This window comes from Streptococcus mitis, from assembly GCF_023110375.1.
GTDB lineage: Bacteria > Bacillota > Bacilli > Lactobacillales > Streptococcaceae > Streptococcus > Streptococcus mitis_CI.
The window spans coordinates 40,808-64,763 of sequence record NZ_JALDVV010000009.1 but is presented as its reverse complement, the minus strand read 5'-3'; the positions used below and the strand labels follow the sequence as shown (position 1 = coordinate 64,763).

At 42.1% G+C, this 23,956-nt stretch carries 27 protein-coding genes; 2 read left to right on the top strand and 25 right to left on the bottom strand.

What is annotated here, in order from left to right:
• Positions 1–216 precede the first annotated feature (216 nt).
• From M1G12_RS06935 to M1G12_RS06885, 11 genes are all read right to left on the bottom strand, one after another.
• Positions 217–1,548, bottom strand: a complete 1,332-nt coding sequence (locus M1G12_RS06935) for a hemolysin family protein (protein ID WP_247949618.1) — start codon at positions 1,546–1,548, stop codon at positions 217–219.
• A gap of 267 nt (positions 1,549–1,815) precedes the next feature.
• A complete protein-coding gene (endA, locus tag M1G12_RS06930; RefSeq protein ID WP_214617458.1) occupies positions 1,816–2,640 on the bottom strand; it encodes a DNA-entry nuclease EndA in 825 nt (274 codons plus the stop codon).
• Positions 2,641–2,678: 38 nt separating this feature from the next.
• The gene (locus tag M1G12_RS06925) at positions 2,679–2,867 is read right to left on the bottom strand and encodes a DNA-directed RNA polymerase subunit beta (RefSeq protein WP_070480259.1); all 189 of its coding nucleotides are present in this window, start codon (positions 2,865–2,867) and stop codon (positions 2,679–2,681) included.
• Positions 2,860–4,143 (bottom strand): UDP-N-acetylglucosamine 1-carboxyvinyltransferase, encoded by a 1,284-nt coding sequence (gene murA, locus M1G12_RS06920; protein WP_084887482.1) that lies wholly within the window; start codon positions 4,141–4,143, stop codon positions 2,860–2,862. The genes M1G12_RS06925 and murA overlap by 8 nt, the downstream gene beginning before the upstream one ends.
• 23 nt (positions 4,144–4,166) lie before the next feature.
• Positions 4,167–4,397, bottom strand: coding sequence for a DUF1146 family protein (locus tag M1G12_RS06915; protein WP_153220469.1), 231 nt, complete (start codon positions 4,395–4,397; stop codon positions 4,167–4,169).
• 57 nt (positions 4,398–4,454) lie between these two features.
• Entirely contained in the window at positions 4,455–5,492 is a 1,038-nt protein-coding gene (locus M1G12_RS06910) for a SepM family pheromone-processing serine protease (RefSeq protein ID WP_247949617.1), read from the bottom strand.
• Complete coding sequence (gene coaD, locus M1G12_RS06905; RefSeq protein WP_247949616.1) at positions 5,476–5,964, bottom strand: pantetheine-phosphate adenylyltransferase; 489 nt, start codon at positions 5,962–5,964, stop codon at positions 5,476–5,478. The genes M1G12_RS06910 and coaD overlap by 17 nt, the downstream gene beginning before the upstream one ends.
• Positions 5,954–6,493, bottom strand: a complete 540-nt coding sequence (gene rsmD / locus M1G12_RS06900; protein WP_247949615.1) for a 16S rRNA (guanine(966)-N(2))-methyltransferase RsmD — start codon at positions 6,491–6,493, stop codon at positions 5,954–5,956. The genes coaD and rsmD overlap by 11 nt, the downstream gene beginning before the upstream one ends.
• 64 nt (positions 6,494–6,557) lie before the next feature.
• Positions 6,558–7,550, bottom strand: a complete 993-nt coding sequence (asnA, locus tag M1G12_RS06895) for an aspartate--ammonia ligase (protein ID WP_000748003.1) — start codon at positions 7,548–7,550, stop codon at positions 6,558–6,560.
• A 111-nt stretch (positions 7,551–7,661) separates the two neighbouring features.
• Positions 7,662–8,345, bottom strand: a complete 684-nt coding sequence (locus tag M1G12_RS06890) for a Bax inhibitor-1/YccA family protein (protein WP_049510787.1) — start codon at positions 8,343–8,345, stop codon at positions 7,662–7,664.
• Positions 8,346–8,399: 54 nt separating this feature from the next.
• Positions 8,400–9,140, bottom strand: a complete 741-nt coding sequence (locus M1G12_RS06885; RefSeq protein WP_031233149.1) for a TrmH family RNA methyltransferase — start codon at positions 9,138–9,140, stop codon at positions 8,400–8,402.
• Positions 9,141–9,173: 33 nt separating this feature from the next.
• Between M1G12_RS06885 and M1G12_RS06880 the strand changes: the two genes are divergently transcribed.
• Positions 9,174–9,452, top strand: a complete 279-nt coding sequence (locus M1G12_RS06880) for an acylphosphatase (RefSeq protein WP_020903085.1) — start codon at positions 9,174–9,176, stop codon at positions 9,450–9,452.
• A 77-nt stretch (positions 9,453–9,529) separates the two neighbouring features.
• Positions 9,530–10,456 carry a membrane protein insertase YidC gene (yidC, locus tag M1G12_RS06875; RefSeq protein ID WP_020903084.1) on the top strand — a complete coding sequence of 309 codons (927 nt, stop codon included), beginning with the start codon at positions 9,530–9,532 and terminating at the stop codon, positions 10,454–10,456.
• 243 nt (positions 10,457–10,699) lie between these two features.
• On the opposite strand, the gene pflA is transcribed toward yidC, so the two are convergent.
• The 14 genes from pflA to M1G12_RS06805 form a co-directional block, all read right to left on the bottom strand.
• Positions 10,700–11,494: a pyruvate formate-lyase-activating protein gene (gene pflA, locus M1G12_RS06870; protein ID WP_001288286.1), complete on the bottom strand. Its 795-nt coding sequence runs from the start codon at positions 11,492–11,494 to the stop codon at positions 10,700–10,702.
• Positions 11,495–11,619: 125 nt separating this feature from the next.
• Entirely contained in the window at positions 11,620–12,870 is a 1,251-nt protein-coding gene (locus tag M1G12_RS06865) for a diaminopimelate decarboxylase (RefSeq protein ID WP_020903083.1), read from the bottom strand.
• A 66-nt stretch (positions 12,871–12,936) separates the two neighbouring features.
• Positions 12,937–13,764 carry a pur operon repressor gene (gene purR, locus M1G12_RS06860; protein ID WP_004238844.1) on the bottom strand — a complete coding sequence of 276 codons (828 nt, stop codon included), beginning with the start codon at positions 13,762–13,764 and terminating at the stop codon, positions 12,937–12,939.
• A 105-nt stretch (positions 13,765–13,869) separates the two neighbouring features.
• Positions 13,870–14,811, bottom strand: coding sequence for a 3'-5' exoribonuclease YhaM family protein (locus tag M1G12_RS06855; RefSeq protein ID WP_084864525.1), 942 nt, complete (start codon positions 14,809–14,811; stop codon positions 13,870–13,872).
• Positions 14,801–16,057: a DNA recombination protein RmuC gene (locus tag M1G12_RS06850; protein ID WP_192855215.1), complete on the bottom strand. Its 1,257-nt coding sequence runs from the start codon at positions 16,055–16,057 to the stop codon at positions 14,801–14,803. Before M1G12_RS06850 ends, M1G12_RS06855 begins: the two co-directional genes overlap by 11 nt.
• A gap of 1 nt (position 16,058) precedes the next feature.
• Positions 16,059–16,721 (bottom strand): thiamine diphosphokinase, encoded by a 663-nt coding sequence (locus M1G12_RS06845; protein WP_247942447.1) that lies wholly within the window; start codon positions 16,719–16,721, stop codon positions 16,059–16,061.
• A complete protein-coding gene (gene rpe, locus M1G12_RS06840) occupies positions 16,684–17,340 on the bottom strand; it encodes a ribulose-phosphate 3-epimerase (RefSeq protein WP_084864528.1) in 657 nt (218 codons plus the stop codon). Before rpe ends, M1G12_RS06845 begins: the two co-directional genes overlap by 38 nt.
• 10 nt (positions 17,341–17,350) lie before the next feature.
• Positions 17,351–18,229, bottom strand: a complete 879-nt coding sequence (gene rsgA, locus M1G12_RS06835; protein WP_247949614.1) for a ribosome small subunit-dependent GTPase A — start codon at positions 18,227–18,229, stop codon at positions 17,351–17,353.
• A 1-nt stretch (position 18,230) separates the two neighbouring features.
• Positions 18,231–19,103 (bottom strand): 16S rRNA (adenine(1518)-N(6)/adenine(1519)-N(6))-dimethyltransferase RsmA, encoded by an 873-nt coding sequence (gene rsmA, locus M1G12_RS06830; protein ID WP_247949613.1) that lies wholly within the window; start codon positions 19,101–19,103, stop codon positions 18,231–18,233.
• 130 nt (positions 19,104–19,233) lie between these two features.
• Positions 19,234–19,542 (bottom strand): hypothetical protein, encoded by a 309-nt coding sequence (locus tag M1G12_RS06825; RefSeq protein WP_000333264.1) that lies wholly within the window; start codon positions 19,540–19,542, stop codon positions 19,234–19,236.
• Positions 19,535–20,176, bottom strand: a complete 642-nt coding sequence (locus tag M1G12_RS06820; protein ID WP_247949612.1) for an ABC transporter ATP-binding protein — start codon at positions 20,174–20,176, stop codon at positions 19,535–19,537. Before M1G12_RS06820 ends, M1G12_RS06825 begins: the two co-directional genes overlap by 8 nt.
• A gap of 1 nt (position 20,177) precedes the next feature.
• Positions 20,178–22,208, bottom strand: a complete 2,031-nt coding sequence (locus M1G12_RS06815) for a bacteriocin-associated integral membrane family protein (protein ID WP_247949611.1) — start codon at positions 22,206–22,208, stop codon at positions 20,178–20,180.
• A gap of 76 nt (positions 22,209–22,284) precedes the next feature.
• The gene (locus M1G12_RS06810) at positions 22,285–22,581 is read right to left on the bottom strand and encodes a lactococcin 972 family bacteriocin (RefSeq protein ID WP_000815396.1); all 297 of its coding nucleotides are present in this window, start codon (positions 22,579–22,581) and stop codon (positions 22,285–22,287) included.
• 447 nt (positions 22,582–23,028) lie between these two features.
• Positions 23,029–23,940, bottom strand: a complete 912-nt coding sequence (locus tag M1G12_RS06805) for a helix-turn-helix domain-containing protein (RefSeq protein WP_247949610.1) — start codon at positions 23,938–23,940, stop codon at positions 23,029–23,031.
• Between the last annotated feature and the right edge of the window lie 16 nt (positions 23,941–23,956).

Below are 23,956 nucleotides of genomic sequence, written 5' to 3'. Positions count from 1 at the left end.
GGACTTTTTTTCTACAACAAAATAGGCTCCATAATATCCATAGGGGATTTACCCACTACAAATATTATAGAGCCATTTAAAGGGCTTTTTTCTTTTTCTTCAGCTAAATAAGCATGATTTTAAAAAACTTCTGAGACTAAGTTTTTTCGAGGACACAATTCCTTTTGAAATCAACTGAAAAAAGCTTTGTCACGCCTGGTGACAAAAGCCTCTATTTTACTCTGTTTCTTCTTCTATTTCAACTTCGGTAATTTGGACTTTTACCTTGGTAACACGTCCATTTTTCACCTTATCATTGGTTAGGATAAGCTGTTTGTTTTGGCTGACTAATTCATAACTGAGTTTCTCAGTCGTTGGAATGGTCCCAACTCCTGTCAAATAGTAACCAGCGATGGTATCAACGTCATCACTTTCCAGTTCAACATCAAAGTAGTCATTAAAATCATTGAGATTCATGGTACCTTGAACAATGTAAGTATCCTCACCGATTTGATGAACATCTATTGCCGCTTTATCTGTTTCGTCATCGATTTCCCCAACGATTTCCTCTAAGAGGTCTTCTAGGGTCACCAAACCAGCCATCCCACCGTATTCATCCAGCAAGATTGCCATTTGTCTTTGGGTATTGCGCAGTTCTTTTAACAAATCATCCACAAAAATAGTTTCAGGAACAAAAAGTGGATCTTGTAAGATTCTCTTCCAAACAATATTGTCAAAACCGTCCACAAAGCCCGCCTTAAGGAGACTCTTGGTGTGAATAATTCCAATCACGTTATCCTTGTCTCCATCATAGACAGGGATACGAGAATAATTTTGTTTTAAAATACTTTGGATGATAGTTTGACTATCATCCTGAATATCCACCATAAAGGCATCCGTTCGAGGAACCATGACTTCTCTGGCCATTAATTCGTCCAGTGAAAAGATCCCTTGTAACATCTCAATTTCGTCAGCATCTAGTGTTTCTTCACTTTTTGTCAACATGTACTCAATTTCATCACGGGTCATTTTTTCATCAGCATCGTCAAAAGTCATCGGAGTCAAGCGACTCAAGAGATTGGTAGATGCAGATAAGAGCCAAACAAAGGGACTAACTAGTTTCCCCAATCCAATAATAACTGGCGCTGTACGAATCGCCAAGGCATCTTTTAGATTAAGAGCGATTCTCTTAGGATACAATTCCCCAAAAACGATGGAAATATAAGTCAAAAATGCTAAAGACAGAAAACTGGCAACGGCATAAGATGTTTCACCATTTCCAAGCCAAGATGCAATTTCTCGTCCCAGAGTGTCTGCCAAACTCGCCCCTGATAAGATCGTAATCAGGGTAATCCCTACTTGAATGGTTGATAAAAAGTGGTTAGGATTTTCTAGTATCTTCAGCAGACGGATATAGCGTCTATCTCCTTCTTCTGCCTTTTGTTCAACCCGCGCACGATTAAGTGAAACCATGGCCATTTCTGTGGCTGAGAAAAAAGCATTTAACATCGTCAAGATAAACAATAAAACAAATTGTAGCAACAAATTCTGACTACTTGGGTCTTCCATAGTTCTTCTCCTAAAATAGTATCTTATCCTTTATTATATCACAAAATATAGTCCAGTACATATTATTTTTTCTCATACTCTTCGAAGATCTCTTCAAACCACGTCAGCTTTATCTGTAACCTCAAAGCTGTGCTTTGAGCAACCTGCGGCTGGCTTCCTAGTTTGCACTTTGATTTTCATTGAGTATCAGTGTCTATTGTAACCCTGCTTAAACTAGTAAAAAAGAACTCCTATATCCACAAGTGACATAGGAGTTTATGTTATCTTTTACTGAGTAACCGTTACTTCTCCAGTTCGGTAATCCAGTTGAAGCCCTTTTTGAACATTGGGAACCAGAACATTGAATTCCAATTCTCCGTCTGAAGACTTGGCTTCAATCTGTGAAGCTGAAGGAACTAAATCCTCGTTTGAAGCATAATAAAGGGTTACACGGTAACGGACACGCTTGTTTTGGTCCAAGGCTTTACGTACCATACTTTCATAGTAGTTTTGACCAGTTGAATCCTCGGCTTGCGCCTGATTTGCCCAGGCTGTTTGAACAGCAATGTTTTTAGGATTGCTTGTCGAGGCATCGAAACCATCTAAGCCACCGATTAAGGCATAGCCTAACAAGTGACCTCTATCGACTGCATGGGTATAAGATCCCTTTAGATTCTTGACCTGATGCCAGCCTGGTGGAGTCCAAGAAGTCGAACCGTTTCCAGTTTCTTCACGATTCTTGTACTGGCGAGTAGCCTTAGACAAGAGGGCATTAGCTACAGTTGGCACGGTTTCCTTACCCACTGTCTTTGTTTTGTTATCAGCATAAGGCTTACTTGAAACCTTAGCATCTAGATTTGTTTTATTACCATTGACAATAAAAGCACCTGATCCATTCCACTCAAGACTCCCTTTTATTTGACTCTTGACTGCGTCTGTTAAGACACTTTCTGCCAATTCTTGACTAGGAGCTTCAGAAGCTTGTTTGTTCTGACTAACCTTTGTTTTAGGACTATTAGCTGTCGACTGCATCTGCTTGATATAATAGCTTCCCGCAGATAAAAGCAATAACACTAGCAGCCCGATCAGTGTCTGTCTTGTTTTTTTATCCATTTTTCTCCTTATCTCTAGAAAAAGACTGGTTCTCCAGCCTAATTTCCTGTAAATTTATGAATCAATTCCTGCCATTTTGCTGGAGACAGGATAGCCCATGGATCTTGACCCTTGCCCAAGATTCCATAACCTACCATTAAGCCGATACCTAAGGCTAGAGCACCTAAAAACAGTACCAAAATGACTAAAAGTAAACGCTTGATTACGTAGCTTGATCTCTTATTCATCTTCATCACTTGCCTCAATCCGCTGAATCTTAGCACCTAGCTGCGCTAACTTCTCATGGAAACGGTAGTAACCTCTATCCAAGTGAACCAATTTACCGACCACAGTTTCTCCTTGTGCTACCAAACCTGTCAAAATCAAGGCTGCACTGGCACGAAGGTCAGTTGAAAGAACTTCTGCCCCCTGCAAAGGTTGACCACCAACAATACGAGCTGTATCACGGATAATCTCAGAATGCAAGCCCATGCGACGCATTTCTTCTAAGTGTTGGAAACGATTTTCGAAAACTGTCTCCACCATAGTTGATTCCCCTTTTGCGACGGTCATCAAGGCTGTAAATTGAGCCTGCATATCTGTTGGAAATCCTGGGTGGGGCAAGGTTTTCACATGAACAGCTTTTAAATTTTCTAGTTGAGAGCGAACTCGAATTCCTTCAGTCTCCTCTGTCACTTCCACTCCCATTTCAAGCAATTTGGCAATCAAGGGACGGTTGTGCTCCCAAACAGCGTCTTTAATCAAGACATCACCACCAGTCATGGCAGCAGCTACCATAAAGGTTCCTGCTTCGATACGGTCTTGGACTACATTGTGAGTCGTACCATGAAGTTTGTCAACACCGGTAATGGTAATGGTCTCTGTACCAGCACCTTTGACCTTAGCTCCCATTTCATTGAGGAGAATAGCTAGGTCAACAATCTCAGGCTCACGCGCAGCATTTTCAATCACTGTTACCCCATCAGCTAGAGTCGCTGCCATCATCAAGTTCTGCGTAGCACCAACACTTGGGAAGTCCATGTAGATATGAGCGCCATGCAAGCGATCAGCCTTGGCTTCGATGTAACCAGCTGTCTGACTAATCTTAGCTCCCATGGCTTCCAGACCTTTCAAATGAAGATCAATAGGTCGACTACCAATCGTACAACCGCCTGGCATAGATACCTTGGCATGACCTACACGAGCAAGAATTGGCCCTAAGACAACGATAGATGCACGCATCTTGCTGACATACTTGTAAGGAGCTTCCTCAGTGATATCGCCAGTCGCATCCACCTCGACAAGATGAGCCTCCTCATCAAAATCTACCTTGGCATTCAAACCACGAACCACCTGATTCATAGTGAAAACATCTGACAAAATCGGAACATTCTGCAAGACGGTCTTTCCTTCACTTGCTAGAATAGTCGCTGCCAACAAAGGCAAGACTGCATTCTTTGCTCCTTCGATCGTAACACTTCCTACCAGACGATTATCGCCACCTTGAACCACAATTTTTTCCATACTTATTTCCTTTACTCTTGATTTTATAATAATCCTCTAAGCGCTTCTTGCCACAACTGATACAGGCTGATAAAGAAAGAACTCATGATGTAGCCCATTACAATGCTGAAAAAGGCTACTAGTAAACGAACTTTTCCTGTATTCTCAGCTGTCACTTTTAAAACATTTTCCCATCTAACAAGATCCTTTAAAAGGTAAAAACTCACATAAATAAAGAGCATGTGACTGCTTAGAGTGAATAATAATTGAACCATTTGACTATTATACCATCTTCTCTGTTTGTACGCTAGTTTGGAAACTTCACTTAAAAATTAGGGATTGTTTTTCAAGTAATCAATTGCATCTTGTAGGGTTTTAACTGGCACGATTTTCATATCTGTCTTGATTGTTTTAGCTGCTTCCAGGGCTGTTTGGTAGTTATTTTTCGCATCAGGATGTGCTTTTTGTTCTTCTTCGCTAATAGGGTTATCAGGGGCAAAGAAAATAGCAGCACCTTCTCTAGCCGAAGCTACAACTTTCTTATCGATACCTCCAATATCCCCCACATTACCATCACGGTCAATGGTACCTGTACCGGCAACGATACGGCCATTACGAAGGCCAGGGTCAGCTATTTGGGTATAGATGGCCAGACTAAACATGAGACCTGCACTTGGACCACCGATACCAGCTGTTGAAAAGCGAATTGGGACATCACTGGTCACTTCTGTACGGTCAATCAAGCCGATTCCAATTCCATTTTTGCCATTTTCCAAGGTGATAATCTTACCTTCTGCAGACTTGGTTTGCCCATCCTCTTCATAAGTTACCTTGACTGAATCCCCTAATTTTTGAGAATTGACGTAATCAATCAAGTCTTTGGAACTATCAAAGGTCTGAGCATTGACTGCTGTGACCGTATCAGAGATATTGAGAATCCCTTTAAAGGTCGAATTATCCGTCACAGTCAAGACATAAACCCCAAGATATTTGAGTTCAATATCCTTACCAGCTGTTTTCAGTCCTTGATACTTGGCCATATTTTGCGATGTCTGCATGTAGAATTGATTGATCCGCATAAATTCCACATCGGAAGAGCCACCTGTAGTCTCTTGGGCACTACGAATATCTGTAAAAGGCGTCAACCAAGCATAAATCATATGGGCTAAAGTAGCGTGCTGGACACCAACCGTAACGAATTGATAGGCACCAGCTTCCTTATCTTCTGTGTCATTGACTTTAAGGACTTGGCGAATATCTTCCGAACCACCTGGAACCTCTATATAATAGGGCAAGGGCACTACAAATGCCAAGAAAGTCACAATTAAGGCCGCAATGACATATAAGGGCCATCTAATCTTTTTTTTCATTTCTTATTTCCTCCAAAATACTCTCGGGAACATAGCAAGCAATATCCTGACTAAATTTCAAAAGCTCTCTAACGCCTGATGAACTGATATAAAGATGTTCCGGTCGGCTATGTAAATAAATGGTTTCTATATCAGGAGACAGCTGATGGTTGTAGTAATCAAAACTGGCTTCGTATTGCAAATCCGACGCATTCCTCAAGCCTCGCACTAGACAAGTAGCCCCTAGTCTTTTTGCAACATCAACCACCAATTCATCATGGGAAAACACGACTTCAACATTTCCCAAATGTTTCACAGCCTTTTCTAAGCCCCGTTTACGATTTTCAAGAGGGAGAAATCCTTGTTTGTGGGGATTTAAAAAAATACCGACATAGAGCTTATCAAAAAGTCTGCTCGCCCGTTCAATGATATCCAGATGCCCATTTGTCATCGGATCAAATGAGCCTGTGAATAAGCCAATCTTATCTGACATAGACTGTCACCTTACTAATTCCATAAATCTTTTCCTTCCAGATGCCCAGGCAGGCAATTTCTTCTGGAAGTTCAACGGCCTTATCCGTCTCACACACGACCATGACATCTTCAGAAAAAAGCTCTCTCTCAGCCATTTTTTCAATATCTGCTACGATTTGTTCCTTGGCATAAGGAGGGTCTAAGAAAATGAGATCGAATTCCCCAGATACCTGCTCCAGAGCCCTTTCCGCCTCCATCTTGAGGAGTTGAAATTTTCCAACTTCCTTGGTCATCTGGATATTTTCAGCCACGATAGCCTGAGCCTTACGGTCTCGTTCCACCAAAACAGCACTGGCCATGCCACGCGATACTGCCTCAATAGATAAGCCACCACTACCTGCATAAAGGTCCAAGACCCGCCCCCCTTCAAAGTAGGGACCAATCATGTTAAAAATAGCTCCCCTAACCTTATCCGAAGTAGGTCTTGTCGTCTTTCCTTCTAGTGTCTTGAGGGGACGTCCCCCATAGATTCCTGATACGATTTTCATACCGTTTATTATACCAAATTATGGGCGAAAAGAGAAAGAAAACCGAACCTTACGGTTCGATTCTCTACAAAATATTTTCGTAAGTATCGCGGACTTCTTGAGGCCAAACACTTGTTTGCACTTCTCCGATGTGTTTCTTGCGAAGTAGGAACATGGCCATCCGAGATTGTCCAATTCCCCCACCGATTGTCAATGGGAATAGGCCGTTCAACAAAGCCTTGTGCCATTCCAATTCCAAACGGTCTTCATCACCTGTAATGGCAACCTGACGACGAAGCGTTTCTTCATCTACACGGATTCCCATAGAAGACAACTCAAAGGCTCCCCCCAGAGACTCATTCCAAACAAGAATATCGCCATTCAGACCCTTGTAACCATTTTCAGATTCGCTCGTCCAGTCATCGTAGTCTGGTGCACGTCCATCGTGCGGTTTACCGTCTGGTAATTCCCCACCGATACCGATCAAGAAGACTGCTCCAAATTCTTTACAGATAGCATTTTCACGTTCTTTCGGTGTCAAGTCTGGGTAGCGTTCTACCAACTCTTCTGTGTGGATAAAAGTGATTTGTTTTGGCAAGATTGATTCGATGTCATAGCGGGCTTCAACAGCTAGCTCAGTCAAGCGAATGGCCTTGTAAATCTTCTCAACTGTTTCTTTTAGATAAGCGATATTCCGTTTACCATTTGGGATAACTTTTTCCCAGTCCCACTGGTCAACATAAACAGAGTGGGTCGCATCCAGCGAATCTTCGTCTGGACGAAGGGCCTTCATGTGGACAAAAAGACCTTCTCCCTCACCGAAACCAAAACGGGCCAAAGTATGGCGTTTCCATTTAGCAAGTGAGTGCACCACTTCATAAGTAGCATCAGGGATTTGGAGAACCTTGACTGATACGGCATTCTCAACACCTGATAAATTATCCTGCATCCCGTCACCGACCCTACTCAAGATAGGACCTTGAACTTCGACAACTTCTAACTTATCTTTCAAATACTGGGTAAAAGTGTTTTTGACAAAGGAAATCTCTTCTTGTTGATGAATAAAACTTTTCTTCATAAACTACTCCTCAAAAATTTAATTAAAAGCATTATACACCTATTTCCAAGAAAAGAAAAGACCAAATATAAAAAAATCAGCGCTCCTTCGAACACTGATGTTAGGGACCTTTTAGTCATTGCGACCAAAGATACGTAGAATACTTAGGAAAAGATTGATAAAATCAAGATAGATACTGAGAGCCATTGACACAACCCAACCTGTCTCTACACGACCTTGTGATTGCTCATATGCATAGCGAATTCTTTGGTTGTCCCAAGCAATCAGCCCAGAGAAGACCAAGACCATGGCTACGCTAATCATATAATCAAAGAAACCGCTAGCCAAGAAAATATTGACTACCATAGCAATCAACAAACCGATAAGAGCCGCCATCATCGCTCGACCAAGGCCACTCAAATCTTTCTTGGTGAACATACCGACTGCCGCCATGACAAAGAAGAGAAGGGCGCTTGATACAAAGGCAGATAAAACTGTACCTGGAGTATAGAAGGCCACCACAAAACTGAGGGTAAAGCCGTTTAATACTGAGTAAAGTAAAAATACTGGAAGAGCCGCTGGACTATTCTTCGAAGCCATACTGCTGGCAACAAAGACCAGAGCTAGCTCTGCAAAAGTAGCAATGGTCAACCAGAGGCGTCCCTGCATCAAAAAGTAAACCAACTGAGACTGAAAGACGGTCAACATAAGACCTGATACTAAAGCGGATAGTCCGATCCCCAGACCAACAAAGGCATAAACCTTAGCATAAAATTGATTGAGACCTGCGCGGTCGTGAATAATAGTGTGATTCATCTTTTCTCCTTTTCTATGAACATCTTTCCTTGATTATAACAAAGAAAGTTAAAATTAGCTTAAATGGAAAATTAAAATACCAGCTGCAACGGCAACATTCAAACTCTCTGCCTTCCCCTTCATGCTAATATGGACCAACTGGTCTGCACTTTCAGCCATAAGGGGACTAATTCCTTGCCCCTCATTTCCCATGACTAGTACAAAATTTTCTATAGGAGGCAGTTCTCTGTAATCAACAGAATCTTTAGATAAGGTTGTTGCTAGCACTGGGATAGCTGCCTCTTTGGCTTCCTTAAGAAGCCTTTGACTAGACATCCGGTAAATAGGCAGATGAAAATGACTGCCTTGCATAGAACGTAGGGTCTTGAGACTGTAGATATCTGCCGACTTATCTGAAACAATCACTCCAGTAAAACCTGCTGCATCCGCAGTCCGAATAATGGTTCCCACATTACCAGGATCTTGTACATCTTCCAAAAACAAGAACTTGCCCTGACTAAAGTCAGCTTGCCCTACTTCTTCTTTTTGAACCACGGCAACAATGCCCTGTGGAGTCTGAGAATCCGCCAAATCTAGCAAAATATCCTCTGAAACCCAGACAGTTTGCGGAAAAGCAGCTAACTGATCTCGGTAAGTTTCTAGGGCAAAGATTTTCTCAATCGTCACTCCTGCTTGAACAGCTTCTTCAAACAAGTGCCAGCCTTCAATCAAATAGGCAGACTTGCGATATTTTTTTTGGTGTAATTTCTTGGCATTTTTTACCACAGAATTGGCTTTTGAGGTTATAATAGTCATAGAAATATTATAACACAATCAAAGGGGTTTGGTATGCAAAAGGTTAGAATGATTGCGCAAGGTAGGGTACAGGGAGTCGGCTTTCGTTGGGGCGTTTACAGCCTGGCGCTTGAAATTGGTGGCATCACAGGCCGAGTATGGAATAACGACGATGGCACAGTAGAAATCTTAGCCCAAGCAGACTCATCTGCTATCATGGCAAAATTTATCCAAGAAATACGAAAAGGACCCACACCTTTTTCAAAAGTCAGCTACTTAGATGTCCAACTGAGCAACTTTCCTCCCTACCCTGACTTCAAAATCGCAAATTAGGTCTCTAGAACTATTGTATATTTTGTAAAAAAACAGTAGAATAGAAAGGTATAATTTTTTAAGAAGGAATAAAAACAGTGAAATCTATTAAACGTTTTGCACTCTCAGCTATGGGAGTAGCTATGCTATTAGTCTTGACAGGTTGCGTTCAAATTGATAAAGCAACAGGTAAGCCAATCGGTCCCGTTTGGGATTTCTTGGGTGCCCCGATGGGAGAAGCTATCAAGTACTTCGCTACTGATAAAGGGCTAGGCTTCGGTGTCGCTATCATTATCGTTACCATTATCGTGCGCTTGATTATCTTGCCACTTGGTATCTACCAATCATGGAAGGCAACGCTTCACTCTGAAAAGATGAACGCCCTCAAGCACGTCCTTGAGCCACACCAAACTCGTCTCAAGGAAGCAACAACTCAAGAAGAAAAACTAGAAGCCCAACAAGCTCTCTTTGCCGCTCAAAAAGAACACGGCATCAGCATGTTTGGTGGTGTAGGATGTTTCCCTATCCTCCTTCAAATGCCTTTCTTCTCTGCAATCTACTTTGCTGCCCAACATACTGAAGGAGTTGCTCAAGCAAGCTACCTAGGCATTCCTCTAGGTTCTCCAAGTATGATTTTGGTTGCCTGCGCAGGTGTCCTTTACTATCTTCAATCGCTCCTTTCACTTCACGGAGTAGAAGATGAAATGCAAAGAGAACAGATTAAGAAAATGATTTACATGAGCCCACTCATGATCGTCGTCTTCTCCCTCTTCTCACCAGCCAGTGTCACACTTTACTGGGTTGTCGGTGGTTTCATGATGATTCTCCAACAGTTTATCGTCAACTATATCGTTCGTCCAAAACTTCGCAAAAAAGTCCGTGAAGAACTAGCCAAGAACCCACCAAAAGCACGTGCTTTCTCTACACCAAGTGGACGAAAAGACGTTACCCCTGAACAACCAACTGCTATCACAAGCAAGAAAAAACACAAAAATCGCAACGCTGGAAAACAACGTTCGAGATAAGAAGAAAAAGGCTTAGCTAGTTTGCTAAGTCTCTTTTTGCTAGTCATACTTTTTGCAAGTCATACTCAATGAAAATCTCTTCAAACCACGTCAGCTTCGCCTTGCCGTATATATGTTACTGACTTCGTCAGTTCTATCCACAACCTCAAAACACTGTTTTGAGCAACCTGCGGCTAGCTTCCTAGTTTGCTCTTTGATTTTCATTGAGTATCAAAAGCCCGATGTTTCCATCAGGCTTCTTTTTTATCCATGTACACGTTTCATATAGTCTTGGTAACTTTCGGTATCCATGAGTTTTTTAGCGTTCTTAACGCGGTCTGCTGTTGGTGGTTTGACTCCTTCGAGGGAATATGGAATTCCCAATTCACGCCATTTGAATTCACCCATGGTGTGATAAGGTAGAATTTCAAACTTATCCACATTTTTGAGGGTCTTGACGAATTTCCCAAGTTCAATCAGGTCATCGTCTCTGTCTGTCAATCCTGGAACTAGCACGTGGCGAATCCAGACAGGTTTTCCAATATCTGATAGATATTGGGCACAGGCCAAGATATTTTTATTGGTTTGGCTAGTGACAATCTTGTGCTGTTCTTCGTTGATTTCCTTGATATCCAAGAGGACCAAGTCAGTGACAGCCATGAGTTTGTCAAACTTCTCAAGGTAACGTGGTTTATTACGGAAAGGAAGGGCACAGGTATCCAAGGTACAGTGGATTCCGTGTTCTTTGGCCTTGGTAAAAAGGGCAATCAAGAAATCAATCTGCAAGAGGGCTTCTCCTCCACTGACTGTAATCCCACCCTTATTCCCCCAGAAACCGCGGTAACGCAAGGCTTCAGTCAAGACATCATCTACCGTCCGTTCACGTGATTTATTGGACTCCATAGCCCAAGTGTCCGGGTTGTGGCAATACTGGCAACGCATGTGACAGCCCTGCAAAAAGACAATAAAGCGAATACCAGGCCCATCTACTGACCCAAAGCTTTCTGTCGAATGCACCATTCCTGTCACTTGTCCATAATCAATTGTTTCTTCAGACATATCGTTACCTTCCTTGAAAACGTTTTATAGTTTTATTATATCACGACTTGAAAGAAAAACAAGATTTTTGCCTATTTTTTAGAAAGCAATCTGTTTTTCAATTTCATTTTCAATTACTTATCATTTTATTCTTCAAAATCAAAGCCATACAAGGTTGCAAAGTAGTCCTCAGGGCGCTCTGCACGGCGGATTTGACGGGCTTTACCTTCTTCGGTATAGAGGATTTCCGCAGAACGAAGTTTGGCATTGTACTGGTAGCCCATTGAAAAACCGTGAGCACCTGTATCATGAATTACCAGCAAATCACCGATTTCTGTATGAGGCAGTTCGCGATTCACTGCAAATTTATCATTGTTTTCACAGAGTGAACCAACCACATCTACCACTTCAGCTGGTCCATCTGGATGGGTCACGTTAGTAATATGGTGGTAGGCTCCGTACATAGCTGGACGCATAAGATTGACTGCTGATGCATCCACACCTAGATAGGTACGGTAGGTTTTCTTCTTATGAGTGACTCTTGTGACTAGAGCCCCATGAGGAGCTAACATAAAGCGACCCAATTCGGTAAAAATCTTAACCTGACCAAGACCTGCTGGCGTAAGGACCTCTTCATACACCTTACGAACTCCCTCACCAATCAAGGCGATATCGTTCGGCTCCTGGTCTGGACGATAATTGACACCAATACCGCCAGAAAGATTGATAAAGTCTAGCGAAATACCCAACTTTTCCTTGATTTCAACAGCCAATTCAAAAAGCTGACGCGCCAACTCTGGATAATAGAGATGGGTTACGGTATTGGACGCTAGGAAGGAGTGAATCCCAAAAGTCTTAGCTCCTTTTTCCTTCAAGATGGCAAAAGCTTCAAAGAGCTGATCCTTGGTCATGCCAAACTTGGCTTCTCCAGGATTGTCCATGATGTCTGTCCCCAGTTCAAAAACGCCTCCAGGATTGTAACGACAAGAGATGATTTCTGGAATACCTGCTGCACGCTCTAGATGTTCAATATCTTCAAAGGCATCCAAGTTAATGGTCGCACCCAATTCACACGCATAGGCGTATTCCATGTCTGGCGTGTTGTTTGAAGAGAACATAATCTCAGAACCAGGGAAATTCAGTTTATGGCTCATCAAAAGCTCCACATAACTAGAGCAGTCCACACCACAGCCTTCCTCTTGGAGAATTTTCAAGATAGCTGGTGTTGGAGTAGCCTTAACTGCAAAATATTCCTTAAAGCCCTTATTCCACGAAAAGGCTTGGTTGACAGCTCTTGCCTTCTCACGAATTCCCTTCTCATCATACAAGTGAAAAGGAGTCGGGAACTCAGCAGCAATCTTTTCTAAGTCTTCTTTATTGATAAATGGTGTTTTCATAAGTTTCCTTCTATTCTATTTGCAAAGAAAGGCTGGGACAATCGTTCCAACCTTTAGTTCTATCTCTTATTTATCTTCGTCAAAGATATTACCAACCTCAACATCGATGGCTTGGTTCTTGACATCAATATTGGTTACCTTCAAGAGTGACTTGTAGTCAAACTGCTTTTCACGTTCTTCTTGGGCATTGTCCGCAAAGACCGCTACACCTGCCAATTCTGAATCAAACTCACGCAAAAGGCTGATCATCCCATTGACAGTTCCGCCACCTTTCAAGAAGTCATCCACAATCAAGACACGGCTGCCTGCCTTGAGACTACGTTTTGATAGAAACATTTTCTCAATGCGGTCACCACTTGAACCGGATACATAGTTGACGCTGACAGTTGAACCTTCGGTAATTTTCAGGTCACGGCGCACAATAACAAAAGGAACATTGAGGACATTGGCAACTGCATTTGCAAGTGGCACACCCTTAGTCGCTACGGTCATAACCGCGTCGATTTTTTGGTCCATAAAGCTCTTGGCAATAATGCGACCAATATTTTTCAAGATAGCTGGTGTGCTAAGCAAATCAGACAGGTAGATATAGCCACCTGGCAAGATACGGTCACTTTCTGACAACTTGGCACGCAAGTCCTCAACCATTTCCTTGGCATCATGGCTTGAGATTGATGGTGTGAAAATGACACCACCACCAGCACCAGTTACTGTCTGGATATGACCGATTTCAATTTCCTCAAAGGCACGTTTGATAATGACGATATCCTCTGAGATGGATGATTTAGCAGATTCATACTTTTCAGCAAAAGTATTGAGACTAGTTAGTTTATAAGGATTATTAATCAAATAGTTGGAAATGACAACCATCCGATCACTTCTTCTTAATTTCATTTCTATTTCCCACTTCATTTAATTTTGATATTTTATCTATTATACCATATTCACATAAAAAAACGAACATTCTTATCCTAAAAAATGCTCATTTTTCTTAAATTATTAATCTAAATCTGGTTTATAGAAGGAACGATTGTCCATAGCGAAAATTTTATTGGTCATCTCTCCTTTATCCACCAAAGTCAGAGCTGTTGACATCATCATCATGCTTGCATCCAGATTGTCAATCATATGGATAATTTCTGCTTCCATAATACGTGGACGGACTGGACTTCCATACTCAAGTAAGCCGTGGTGACTAAGGATGACGTGACGAAGCAGAACTACTTCTTCCTTGGTATCATCGATGCCGAGTTCCATCACTGTCTTGGTAATTTCACTATCAATGAGAGCGATATGTCCAAGAAGATTGCCTCGCACTGTATACTCAGTCTGGTCTGGCCCCGTCAACTCAATGACCTTAGCCAAGTCATGCAGCATAATCCCTGCATAGAGCAGGTTCTTATTGAGCTGAGGATAGACTTCGCTAATAGCATCTGCCAAACGCACCATGGTCGCCGTATGATAAGCCAAACCCGTTTCAAAGGCATGGTGGTTGGTCTTGGCTGCTGGATAGGAGTAAAATTCCTTATCATACTTGGTGTAGAGATTTCGGACAATTCGTTGCCAAACAGGATTTTCAATTTTGAAAATCATTTGCGACATATAGTCACGGATTTCCTTGACATCAACTGGTGACTTGACCTTGAAATCAGCTGGATTATTGGGTTCGCCAGGCTGAGGCAGGCGGAGAGTAATTTGATTGACTTGAGGGGTGTTGTTATAAACTTCTCGGCGTCCTTTCATGTGGACAACCTTACCTGCGGTAAAGGCCTCAACGTTATGAGGTTGAGCATCCCAGAGTTTCCCTTCAATCTCGCCACTATCATCTTGGAAGGTAAAGGCTAGGTAGTTTTTCCCAGCTCGAGTTTGCCTCAGGTCAGCTGACTTGATTAGGTAAAAGCCTTCAAACAGCTCATCTTTTTTCATGTGACTAATCTTCATATTCTTCCTCATTTTCTTGGAAATGGAGTAGATCAAGCGCAGGCTCACCTTCTGACAACTCAATGTGACGGAGCGTCCGCTCGATAGCTGTAGTGCGACGGTTTAATAGTTCATCAATATTGCCAGAGGCATGTTGGAGATGTTTTTGCGCCTTGACCAGAATGCCACCGAACTTGCCAAACTCCGTCTTGACACTGGCAAGAGTCTTGCTGATATGGTCGGCACTCTTTTGGATATTGAGAGTTTTGAAGCCAACTGATAGGGAATTGAGGAGAGCTGACAGGGTACTTGGACCTGCGACAATAATCTGCTCCTCCCGTCTCAAATCATCAAAGAAGACCGGATTGCGGACAATTTCTGAGTAAAGACCTTCTGTCGGAACAAACAAAACTCCAAAATTGGTCGTCCGAGGTGGTGCTATGTACTTGCTCTTGATATCCTTGGCAAAGCGCTTGACGCTTGCTAGGAGTGACTTACGACAGCGTTCGATCTCGTCCTTGTCACCTGCTTCATAGGCTTCTTCTAGACGGTAATAATCTGCCAGTGGAAACTTAGAGTCAATTGGTAGGTAGACGTATTCCTGGTCTCCCTGTCCAGGTAATTTGATGGCATACTCCACTCGCTCACTAGAGTTTTCAACTGTTGCATATTCTCGTTCATACTGGGCAGGGGTCATGATGTCCTCAATAATTTGCCCCAGTTGCAATTCTCCAAGAATCCCTCGCGTCTTGGTTCCAGAGAGAACCTTATTGAGGGCACCGACATCGCGGGCAACAGTCTGCATTTCTCCAAGACCACGATTGACAGACTCCAATTGTTTGGAAACTGTCTCAAAGGAAGCTTGCAAGCGTGTCTGTAAGGTCTTTTCTAGTTTTTCCTCGACTGTTTGGCGCATTTGTTCCAAACGTTGCTCATTTGATTCCTGCAGGGCTTGGAGACGTTGGTCGGTCTTGTCTCTGGTTTGGAGGAGATTATCTGTCATTTCTTGACGGACTTGCGTCAGACCTTGGTGCAATTCAATTCGCACTTCTTGCAAACGGTCACTGACAGCCACTTCCAAGTCTTTTTGGTCCAACTGGCTGGCTTGTCTGGCTTGTTCAAAACGGTAATCCAACTGGTCTGACAAATGATCTGCCTGATCCTCCAAGCTCTTGGCTAGATGTTTTTCCTGCTTATCCTGCCTTTGCCAAATCAGAAAGAGGCCAGCTAGGTTGGCAATCAATAATAGAACAAGTAAACTTTCCATCCTACCTCCTGTCCTTGCTATGCAGCACGACCACATAGCCATCTGGGCAAGTCACCGAAACTTCCCTATCTATATATTCGTTAGAAGCGTACACTTTTTTAAAGAAAAAATTTTCCTCTGTCAATTCATACTTGGCTCCAAGAATGGTCAGCTGGCTATCCCGAACTGGCATAAAGGCTAGATAGTCGTAGTCTGAACGAGGCTGTAGCTGACTGGTCCCTTCTGGACAATAGGCAATCACATTTTGCCCATCTTCAATCGCTATCTGGCGCATATAGGGTGCTAATTTGGAATTGCTAGGTAAAAAGACATTGGCCAGCATATGATCAATACGTCCACCCAAAGCACCGAAAATAGTGACCTGAGCCTGAGGATTTTTCTCAAAGATAGTCAAGAGAGCCAATTCCAAATCGGTATCATCTTTTTCTGGTCGGGCTTGAACAAAATACTGGGCACGTTTTTGAATCAACTGACGCTCTTCTGCAGTGACAGAATCAAAATCTCCAACCGCTAGAGCGAGAGGAAAGTTTTCTTCCAAGACCCAGAGCGAGCCGCGATCTACACCAACAAAGCAATCAAAGTCTGTCCGGTAGTGGCCGCGGTCTCCTCCTGCAAAAACAGCAACCCTAGTCCAGTTGTTTTCTGAGAGTTTGTACTCGCTCATTGACATCTCCCTTAAAGACATAGGAACCTGCTACAAAAACGGTCGCACCAGCTTCTTTGGCTTGGGCAATAGTTTGATCATCAATCCCACCATCGACTTCAATCTCAAAGTTCAAACCTTTTTCCTCACGAAGTGCAACCAACTCACGGACCTTATCCATGCTTTCTGGCAGAAAGGCTTGCCCACCAAAACCTGGATTAACCGTCATGACTAAAACTTGGTCAACTAGATGAAGTACGTGCTTGACGGCTTCAACTGGTGTGCCAGGATTGATAACGACTGAAGGCTTAACACCGAGTGAACGAATTTTTTGGAGGGCACCATGAATATGAGGCGTTGCTTCCACATGGATGCTGATGATATCCGCACCTGCACGCGCAAAATCTTCTAAATGATGCTCTGGATTCGCCACCATCAAGTGGCAGTCAAAGACCATCTTGCTATGAGGTCGAAGAGCTTCGACCACACCTGAACCAAAACTGATTTGTGGTACAAAGTGACCATCCATGATATCGATATGGGCATATTCTGCCCCAGTTGCTTCTAGACGTTTGATTTCACGTTCAAAGTTGGCATAATCTGCTGCCAGAATTGACGGAGCAATCTTGTATTGAGACATAGGTTTCTCCTTATTTTGGAATTTTTTTGCTGACTTTTTTATAGGTTTCTCTGCGATTTTCAATCTCACTGAGGAATTGCAGGTAGTTGTCAAAACGGAAGGACGCAATGATACCCTCTTCTACTGCCGGCTTCACTGCACAGGACGGCTCATGGGTATGGGTACAAGTGCGGAATTTGCAGTTTCGGCTGACACTAGCAATCTCTGGGAAGGCCTGATTGAGGTCTTCTGCCGTTGATACTTCATAATCCAATGATGAAAAACCTGGTGTGTCTGCGATTTTACCTCCATTGAGATTATAAAAACTAACCGCTCGAGTAGTGTGGCGCCCGCGACCCAGACTGTCTGAAATTTCTCCTGTTTCAAGATTGAGGTCTGGTGCGATTTTATTGAGAAGAGTTGATTTCCCAACACCTGTCTGCCCCATAAAGACTGTAACCTTGCCTGTTAACAAAGGCAGGAGTCCCTCTTTACTGGTCACAAAGTCGTAGCCGATATCACCATAAGTCTGTTCATAAAAATCCAGTTCTCCTCTATCTTCCAGCAAGTCCATTTTAGAAATATAGACGATAGGATGGATGCCCTTGTGCTCCAAAAGAACCAAGAAACGATCCAGCAAATTGCTGTTAAAATCAGGTTCCTTGACGGACATGATCACCACAGCTTGGTCAATATTGACAATAGGCGGACGGACCAGACTGTTTTTCCGTTCGTGAATCTTGAGAATATAACCTTCAGAATATTCCTCCGCAGAAAAATCTACCCAGTCCCCAACATAGGGTGTATGGCCTTTTTTGCGGAAATTCCCACGCGCGCGTGTTTGATAAACCTGGCCCTTACTCTCCACATAGTAGAAGCCCGCCAAGGCTTTAATGATTTGTCCCTGCATCTTAGAGTCCTTGTCCTTTGAGCGCATCAGCTAGGCTAGCAAATTCTGCCAAGCTGAGAGCTTCTCCACGTACACTTGGTGACAAACTTGCTTGGTCCAAAGCCTTGGTCAACTTTTCCTTGACTTCATCAGTCTTGCCAAAGTAGCCTGTCAGGTTATTCCATAAAGTCTTGCGTCGATGAGTGAAACTAGCCTTAGAAACCTTAAAGAAGAAGCTCTCGTCTTCCACTGCTACGGCTGGTTCTGGACGACGCACCATTTTCAAAATAGCAGAGTCCACGTTTGGCGCTGGCACAAAGACCGTACGAGGCACGATGAAAGCAACCTTGGCAGTCATGTAATACTGCACCGCAATCGACAAGCTACCGTAAGCCTTGGTGTTAGGCTGGGCTGAAATACGGTCCGCCACTTCTTTCTGCATCATAACAACAAACTCACTAAAAGGAATCCCACTCTCGATTAAGTGCATGAGAATAGGCGTCGTGATGTAGTAAGGCAAATTAGCCACTACCTTGATTGGTAGGTCAGGATTTTTAAAATTCTGGATATGTTGGGCCAAATCGACTTTGAGAATGTCCTCGTTGACTACGGTCACATTGTCAAAATCACGCAAGGTATCTGCCAAAATCGGTACCAAACGGTGGTCGATCTCAAATGCCATGACTTGAGCTGCACGCTCAGCCAAAAACTCCGTCAAGGCACCAATCCCTGGTCCGATTTCGATGACATTGACCTGGTCATCAATCTCAGCCGTATCCACGATTTTTTGTAGGATATTGGTATCCGTCAAGAAATTTTGCCCGAAGGACTTTTTAAAGGTAAAACCGTGACGCTCCAGCACTGCCTTGGTCACGCTATAATCTGCAATTCTCATCTATTCTCTTTTCTATTATCTGTTACTACTATTGTAACACATTCCCCTTGTATTTTGGGGGTGAAAATCATACCAAAAAACTATCTTTCCTCATGAAGAAAGATAGTCTTGGAAATCTTTAAAGGTGGACTTATCGATTCTCTCGAAACATACGTTCGAAAAAATCAGCTTCTTGATAACTTCGATTTTCGGGTAGGGTCAAATCTACATCCTCCTCCACATCGTCCACTGTCAGTTCAACCGTTTGAGGTAAATTTTTCAAACGATAATGCTTTTGCCTTTGCCCTTCAATGCTAGCAAAATCAAGCAAATAGCCATTCACTCGGATTTGAACTAAAAGGAGATGATTGGTCATATTTTCCATGATGAGAATATCTTCTAAACCACCTCTGGCACTAGGATAATCAGATACCCTGCGAATACGGATTTTTTCACACATGAGCAAGCTCCCTCATATCAATGATTTCATCTGCCTTATTCCAGATTAGGGGATTATGAGTCGCAATGATGATCATTCGATTTTCATCTTTCAAGCCCACCAAGAGATTCATAACCTCCTCTGAATTTTCAGGATCAAGAGCTGCTGTTGGTTCATCTGCCAAAATCAAGGGTGGATTTTTCAAAATAGTCTTCGCAAGGGCAACTCGTTGAGCCTCTCCCCCAGATAAAGTATAAATTTTTTGTTCTAGATCCAAATACCCTAGATTAACCTTTTCTAAAGCCTCCACTTGCCTTTCCAAACGTTCTACTTTTGAGATTTTCTGACCAACAAAGCCCAAATCCAAATTCTCTTTGATTGATTGGTTTTCTAAAAGGCCAAAATTTTGAAAGAGATAGCCCATCTGGTCTCGAAAATACTCACGAGTGGGAATGGTTTTTAAATCTTTCCCCTGATAGAGAACCCTTCCACCATCTATCTTTTCTAGCTTTCCTAAGATATTAAGCAAAGTCGTCTTTCCGCTTCCACTCTTCCCGATTAAGGCATAAACCTTGCCCTTCTCCAGCTTGAGATTTAAACCAGAGAAAATCGCGCGGTCATTAAACTTCTTTTCCAATCCTTGAATATCAATCATCTTATTTTCCTTTCAATACTGCCATGCTACCAGCTTCTTCCTTTTTATCCTGCCTTACTAAAATCAAGAGGGCGTTAAGAGTAAATAAAGCTACAACTAGAGCGCTAATCAAGCTATCTCCTGTCAAAACACTAGATAGGATTAGCCCAAGTAAGAGAACTCCTCCTTGCGCCAGTAAGTACTTGCCATGAAGCTCATAGATTGTCATACCAGAAAGACGTTTAATCATGATCTCCCGTCTAAACTGCTCAAAATAGAGAAGATTCATGGAATCAAATAACAAGATAGCCGTAGACAGGGTCAAAATAGTCCCAATAAGGAGAGAGTAGAACTCCATCCGTTTGTCATTTAGTACCTTGGCAAAAAACAGCTGGCTTTTTACCAAATAAGAAACCTTGTGATATAGACCTTGCTCTTTTAGAGCTGTGATACTATCTCCATATAGATCTAGTTTCAAGGCACTATTAGCCGTAGTTCCCCATAACATCCCTGCAACAGGTCTTGTTCCAGTCGCTTGCGGCGTTAAAACTACAATAATCGGATCTTTTAGGTACTGGCGTGTCGTCTTGTACCCATCGTTATAGAGGAAGCGTTCCTGTCCTGTTTCTGTAAAAGCTAGCGTTACCTGTGGGAGGTAGTATTTCTGACTCGTCACTTCTACACTTTCAGATGAAAAGTTTTGCAGGTAATCTGTAAACAATCCTTGGTAGTAGGCAGACTGCTCTCGCAAGCTCTCAGGCAAGATCAGCCCAAACTCTCCCTCAGACAAGTTTTGCATCTTGTCCATAAACTCTGAAGAAACGGTAATCTTTTCTTCTATCAGATAGCGCGGTGAGACATAGATAACATTCCCTGACGGTGTATAGTCACTGAGTCGATTGCCATCTAGGTCCACTTCTGCGCCATCTGAGAAATTGTCAACATTGCTCATGATATAAAAAGAGTCTGTATTGGCTAACCGTTCTTCAGTAAATGTCTGCCACTCACGATTATCCTTACGCATTCCTTCTTTATCGGCAAATGCACTAGACCAACCAAAGGATAGACGGTAACGGTCTGAGGAATGGCTCCATTTATCGCTAGCTCTCTCCATCTCCTGCATTTCACGGTAGTGAGGTAGGAGAGCAGTCGCACTCGAACCGACCACCAGCACGGCCAAGAGTTGCCCCACCATCATCAATGTCATTATACGTTTGAGAGGGAGTTTCCCTTTCAATAGATCCACCAGACTATTTTCTTGTAAACCAAGTAGATACACGACACTTAATAAGGTAGAAATCCCTACCAAGGCCAATCCATAAAGCAAAAGACCAATGATGACCAGTTGCACCGTTGCCATAAACAAGGCACCTTGATACCAGAGAATCCCCAATCCCAAAAGACTGGATACCAGCACTGAGCAGATAAGCTGTCTCACATCTTCTAACACTGGTCTGAGAGCCACCCCAAACAAGCTCTCACCAGCTATTAAGCGAATCCCTGCTTGACGAAGGGATTTTATCCGATAAATCAGGGTCAGACTCATAAAGGTCAGCAGAAAAATAGCTAGACTCAGTAGCCCCATAGGGGTGGCCGCCAATAGTAAGACTATCGAAAATGGATCTTCTCCATTCGAAACAAAGCCTTGATAACCAAGTTCTTTCAAGGTGGTCTGTAAACTCACTCCATCCAAACTTCCTGACACAATCAAGTAAGACCCTAATAAATCACTCGTTTCTGAACTCTCCTTGGAGGAAATGGTCAGACCTTCTGGAAGCTCTCCCTCACCATAAGTGGCATAGATAAAGCGTGTTTCTCCAGCTTCATTTGGCTCAACAATCCGACGGGCGATGAGACTATTATGCTCTACCGCCAAGTGACTCAAAGCCTCTGTCACCTCTTCGCGACTAGCTACTGGTTGATTTATCACCATTCCTGTCACATCAACAGAAGGATAGTTACCAAATAAAATCTCTTCTCGATGGTCAACGGAAGTTATCACCATATAAAGCGATACCAATACCATTGAAATCAAAATAAATAAACGTTTCATCATTTCCTCCAAAAAGTTACTTGGTCACTTAGTGAGAAGGTGACCAAGTAAAGCTAAACAATAGGGCTATACCATTCTAAACATTATAGTAGAATGCAACTTTCTCTCCCCAAGAAGTACGAATCCATGCACGAGAAGTCCCTCCAGCACCAGCATATCCCTTATCAGATGAACCAGTTTTTCTACTAACAACTGTTGAGCTATGATATTCTGAAGAGTGATAGTAGTTTGAGTAAGCACCTCCGTCACCTGAACCATACGTCCAGACACCACCATCTGGATACTTAACCGCGGCCGATACTACTGCTACACTTCCACCTAATGTTGCTGCAATGCTCGCTACAAGGGCTAATTTTTTAACTGTTTGTTTCATATTGATACTCCTCTATTTTTTATTTTATCATAAATATTTATTATATATTGTCCATTTTCTATTCAAGTAAAACTAAGTCATGGATCATAGATCTTTTCAAAGCAACACCTCATGGTATCCTCTCCTTATTTTTCTAATTTAGTCTATCAAGTTGTATTTATTATATGTTATGAATAAATTTTTTGAGACTAAGTAGACATAACTAAATTTTATTTAAACCACCAAGTAACTAAATAAAATAAACTAAAAAAGTTCATACTGTAATCTCCTTTCACGTTTTAATTAATTATAAATTATTCTTAAATAAACTCAAAGGACATCAATGTCCTTAAAATATAAGCATTTCATGTCATTTTTAGCTTATATATAAAAAAACAGCCCTAAAGACGAACTTTAGAACTGTTTCAAGATCAGAACAAGGACATTTTTGTCACTGCTTCACTATGTTTATAAATATTTTTTTAAATCTTCTTGCCATTGTTTCTCCAACATAGTAACTAAATAAGAATTTTCTATTATATCAGCAAATAGCTTCGATTTCTGATAGAACTGTTCGGCAGAGACATAATCATTTTTTATTATTAGGGATAATTTCCACTCCAACATTAATATAATTGGTTTCTTCTGAAAATCTTGTGTTTTTTCCATTATGTGATTAAGGCTAAATATATAGGTTTCTAGTGAATCATAAGTCGATAAATTATCCAAACAGGCAAGACCCGAAAACAAAGTGTTACTTAAAGCAAACAGATATTCTGGTGCAATTAATTCTACATGATTTGCCAAACGAACTAAAAACGAATGAATTCTTTCAATTTCTGAAATCTGACTTTGACCTTGTTTTATCTTTGTAAGCACTATAGCAAAATATAAGTTGATAACTTCTAATTCATTTATCAAAAACAATTCCTTATCATAAATTGTTTTAAAATAATCGTCCAGTACGGTTTCCCCATATTCTGGTCGTCCGCTTCGAATAACATCTATCGTTGCTCTAGTAGCTTCAAACCATATTTTTTCCTCATTAGGAAGTTGCTCATAAAATAAATCCTCTATCTCTTCCAAACACGCTTCTTTCTTATCATACTCCTCTTCTTTACCATAGATTGGTTCACGTAAAATCTGGTATTTCAATTCTAAATAAGCAGGAGGAAGAGCTGAAAAATCCGGCATAAGGCTATAAGCTGGAACTCCTAGCCGGCGAGCAATATAGTCTAACTTGGGCAAACTCGGTTGCGAAGCTCCACTTTCAATTCGCGACAGTTGACGAACTGTCAGTTCTTGCTCATCTCCACAAAAATCTGGACGACTAATTCCTTTTTCTGTCCGAATCTCTTTAATTTTTTGACCAATTAACATCAGACGTCTCCTCTTC

What these genes read in the sequence shown, in the direction of transcription:
- rsmA (WP_247949613.1), bottom strand. Translation starts at nt 19,103, where the DNA reads ATGAGAATTGCAGATTATAGCGTGACCAAGGCAGTGCTGGAGCGTCAC.
- M1G12_RS06845 (WP_247942447.1), bottom strand. Translation starts at nt 16,721, where the DNA reads ATGAGCGAGTACAAACTCTCAGAAAACAACTGGACTAGGGTTGCTGTT.
- M1G12_RS06880 (WP_020903085.1), top strand. Translation starts at nt 9,174, where the DNA reads ATGCAAAAGGTTAGAATGATTGCGCAAGGTAGGGTACAGGGAGTCGGC.
- rsmD (WP_247949615.1), bottom strand. Translation starts at nt 6,493, where the DNA reads ATGAAAATCGTATCAGGAATCTATGGGGGACGTCCCCTCAAGACACTA.
- M1G12_RS06925 (WP_070480259.1), bottom strand. Translation starts at nt 2,867, where the DNA reads ATGAATAAGAGATCAAGCTACGTAATCAAGCGTTTACTTTTAGTCATT.
- M1G12_RS06820 (WP_247949612.1), bottom strand. Translation starts at nt 20,176, where the DNA reads ATGATTGATATTCAAGGATTGGAAAAGAAGTTTAATGACCGCGCGATT.
- M1G12_RS06825 (WP_000333264.1), bottom strand. Translation starts at nt 19,542, where the DNA reads ATGTGTGAAAAAATCCGTATTCGCAGGGTATCTGATTATCCTAGTGCC.
- M1G12_RS06910 (WP_247949617.1), bottom strand. Translation starts at nt 5,492, where the DNA reads ATGAAAAAAAAGATTAGATGGCCCTTATATGTCATTGCGGCCTTAATT.
- M1G12_RS06810 (WP_000815396.1), bottom strand. Translation starts at nt 22,581, where the DNA reads ATGAAACAAACAGTTAAAAAATTAGCCCTTGTAGCGAGCATTGCAGCA.
- M1G12_RS06855 (WP_084864525.1), bottom strand. Translation starts at nt 14,811, where the DNA reads ATGAAGATTAGTCACATGAAAAAAGATGAGCTGTTTGAAGGCTTTTAC.
- M1G12_RS06915 (WP_153220469.1), bottom strand. Translation starts at nt 4,397, where the DNA reads ATGGTTCAATTATTATTCACTCTAAGCAGTCACATGCTCTTTATTTAT.
- purR (WP_004238844.1), bottom strand. Translation starts at nt 13,764, where the DNA reads ATGAAATTAAGAAGAAGTGATCGGATGGTTGTCATTTCCAACTATTTG.
- pflA (WP_001288286.1), bottom strand. Translation starts at nt 11,494, where the DNA reads ATGTCTGAAGAAACAATTGATTATGGACAAGTGACAGGAATGGTGCAT.
- endA (WP_214617458.1), bottom strand. Translation starts at nt 2,640, where the DNA reads ATGGATAAAAAAACAAGACAGACACTGATCGGGCTGCTAGTGTTATTG.
- M1G12_RS06890 (WP_049510787.1), bottom strand. Translation starts at nt 8,345, where the DNA reads ATGAATCACACTATTATTCACGACCGCGCAGGTCTCAATCAATTTTAT.
- M1G12_RS06885 (WP_031233149.1), bottom strand. Translation starts at nt 9,140, where the DNA reads ATGACTATTATAACCTCAAAAGCCAATTCTGTGGTAAAAAATGCCAAG.
- rpe (WP_084864528.1), bottom strand. Translation starts at nt 17,340, where the DNA reads ATGTCTCAATACAAGATTGCTCCGTCAATTCTGGCAGCAGATTATGCC.
- M1G12_RS06850 (WP_192855215.1), bottom strand. Translation starts at nt 16,057, where the DNA reads ATGGAAAGTTTACTTGTTCTATTATTGATTGCCAACCTAGCTGGCCTC.
- asnA (WP_000748003.1), bottom strand. Translation starts at nt 7,550, where the DNA reads ATGAAGAAAAGTTTTATTCATCAACAAGAAGAGATTTCCTTTGTCAAA.
- M1G12_RS06805 (WP_247949610.1), bottom strand. Translation starts at nt 23,940, where the DNA reads ATGTTAATTGGTCAAAAAATTAAAGAGATTCGGACAGAAAAAGGAATT.
- murA (WP_084887482.1), bottom strand. Translation starts at nt 4,143, where the DNA reads ATGGAAAAAATTGTGGTTCAAGGTGGCGATAATCGTCTGGTAGGAAGT.
- coaD (WP_247949616.1), bottom strand. Translation starts at nt 5,964, where the DNA reads ATGTCAGATAAGATTGGCTTATTCACAGGCTCATTTGATCCGATGACA.
- M1G12_RS06865 (WP_020903083.1), bottom strand. Translation starts at nt 12,870, where the DNA reads ATGAAAACACCATTTATCAATAAAGAAGACTTAGAAAAGATTGCTGCT.
- rsgA (WP_247949614.1), bottom strand. Translation starts at nt 18,229, where the DNA reads ATGCAGGGACAAATCATTAAAGCCTTGGCGGGCTTCTACTATGTGGAG.
- M1G12_RS06815 (WP_247949611.1), bottom strand. Translation starts at nt 22,208, where the DNA reads ATGAAACGTTTATTTATTTTGATTTCAATGGTATTGGTATCGCTTTAT.
- M1G12_RS06935 (WP_247949618.1), bottom strand. Translation starts at nt 1,548, where the DNA reads ATGGAAGACCCAAGTAGTCAGAATTTGTTGCTACAATTTGTTTTATTG.